We start from the raw sequence: 1,622 nt of genomic DNA, 5'->3' as shown, positions 1-1,622 counted from the left end.
AACGCGCGTTGTGTCGGGCACATACCCGACAATCCATCTACGATTCCTGGCATTCCGCGCAAACCCGCCTTGAGAATGTCGACCGTAGGCGTTCGCCCAGGGTCACAATTCAACGGGACCTTACTATTTCTATATAATCTGTAATCCTCATTGCCACAATCGGATTCCCCCTCATTATCTTCGTATCACATTAATTAATCCTATAGTTCTAAAGCATTACTTACCAGAATGCACACCCTTGGCCATCTATGCCGCTCCAGCCAGCTTTTGCAAGTCCATGCCCTTCTGCGGCAATGGAATTTACCTCTACGGCTCTGCCGCCACCCGTTTGGGATGGCCCCCGCCAAAACTTGAATGATTCATAAAATGCACCTCATACACTCTTCATTGCTAAAAAAGCTCGCCTTCTTGAGAAGGACTGTTACGGGAATCGTCGCCGCAGCTGCAGTCGCAGGTTTCACACACGACATGCACGGCCAAGTGGTCGATCTGGGAACGGCCGCAAGCTTCGCCGTTCTCGCGGGCTCAGGGATCACCAATACCGGCCCTACAACGATCACAGGGGATATCGGCACGCTTCCGACACCGACGATCACAGGGCTGGGCTCGATTACCCTCAATGGGACCAACCACGCAGGAGATGACACCACTTTCGGAGCCAAAGCCGACTTGACCTCCGCCTATGCTGATGCCCTCCTGCGAACACCTACGACAATCTATGGACCAATCTTTGATTTAGGAGGCTTGACGCTGGGCGCAGGAGTTTACAATGATCCCACGTCCTTTGGGCTCACTGGAACTCTGACCCTGGATGCCATGGGTGATCCAAATGCGGTGTGGATCTTCCAGGCGGGCTCCACTCTGATTACAGCGGCAAACAGTGCGGTGGTGCTTACGGGCGGAGCTCAAGCTTCGAATATCTTCTGGCAGGTCGGGAGCTCGGCTACGCTCGGAACAGGGACGGACTTTGCAGGGACCATCCTTGCCCTCCAGTCCATCACCTTGACCACGGGAGCCACGATCGAAGGTCGAGCTCTTGCCTTGAACGCGGCTGTGACCATGGATACGAACACTATTACTGTTGTCCCCGTACCAGAGCCAAGTGGTGCTCTTTTGCTTGGATTGGGCCTCGCGCTATTGCTGGCAAAACGCAATGGCTACTCCCGAGTTGATCGTTGGTCGACTCGCCAGAGATCACTGCCATAGCGCCAGCAGTCATTTTCGTTACACGTTTGGATCTTGGGAGGGTGCCTTAACAGGCACCCTCTTCGTTTGCACGCCACACCCCAGCTTCTTCATTGTGGAAGTAGAACTTGATGAACTTGACAAAGCACTGGAGCCTCATTCACCATGCCCCAAGGCGTAAACCTTTGGATGAGTTGGCGTAGCTCCCCCCACCTGACCCTCATGCCCCCCTCTCTGACGACTTGTCTCGTGGCACTGACACTCTTGGGCCACATCGTTGCCCTCGGAGCTTCCGCCGATCCGTTGCCATCCACAACACGGGCCGCCTTGCTGAAGTACGCAACACATTGGCAGGTGCCTCAACCCAGTCCGAAGGCGACACTCATCAAGATCTGGGTGTTCCAATCTGAATCCGCCGACAACTATGCTTTGGGCTT

At 54.6% G+C, this 1,622-nt stretch carries 2 protein-coding genes; both read left to right on the top strand.

Features of this window, described 5'->3' with window-relative positions; all coding sequences use genetic code 11:
• Positions 1-366: 366 nt before the first annotated feature.
• Complete coding sequence (locus VLA04_01840; protein HSI20437.1) at positions 367-1,206, top strand: ice-binding family protein; 840 nt, start codon at positions 367-369, stop codon at positions 1,204-1,206.
• Between the two features lie 228 nt (positions 1,207-1,434).
• Positions 1,435-1,622, top strand: a 188-nt coding sequence (locus VLA04_01835; protein ID HSI20436.1) for a hypothetical protein, incomplete at its 3' end; no start/stop codon positions are given.

It is taken from the genome of Verrucomicrobiia bacterium (assembly GCA_035460805.1).
Classification (GTDB): Bacteria; Patescibacteriota; UBA1384; order CAILIB01; family CAILIB01; genus DATHWI01.
Note: the sequence above shows the minus strand (reverse complement) of the source record. Positions and strands in the feature narration are given on the sequence as shown.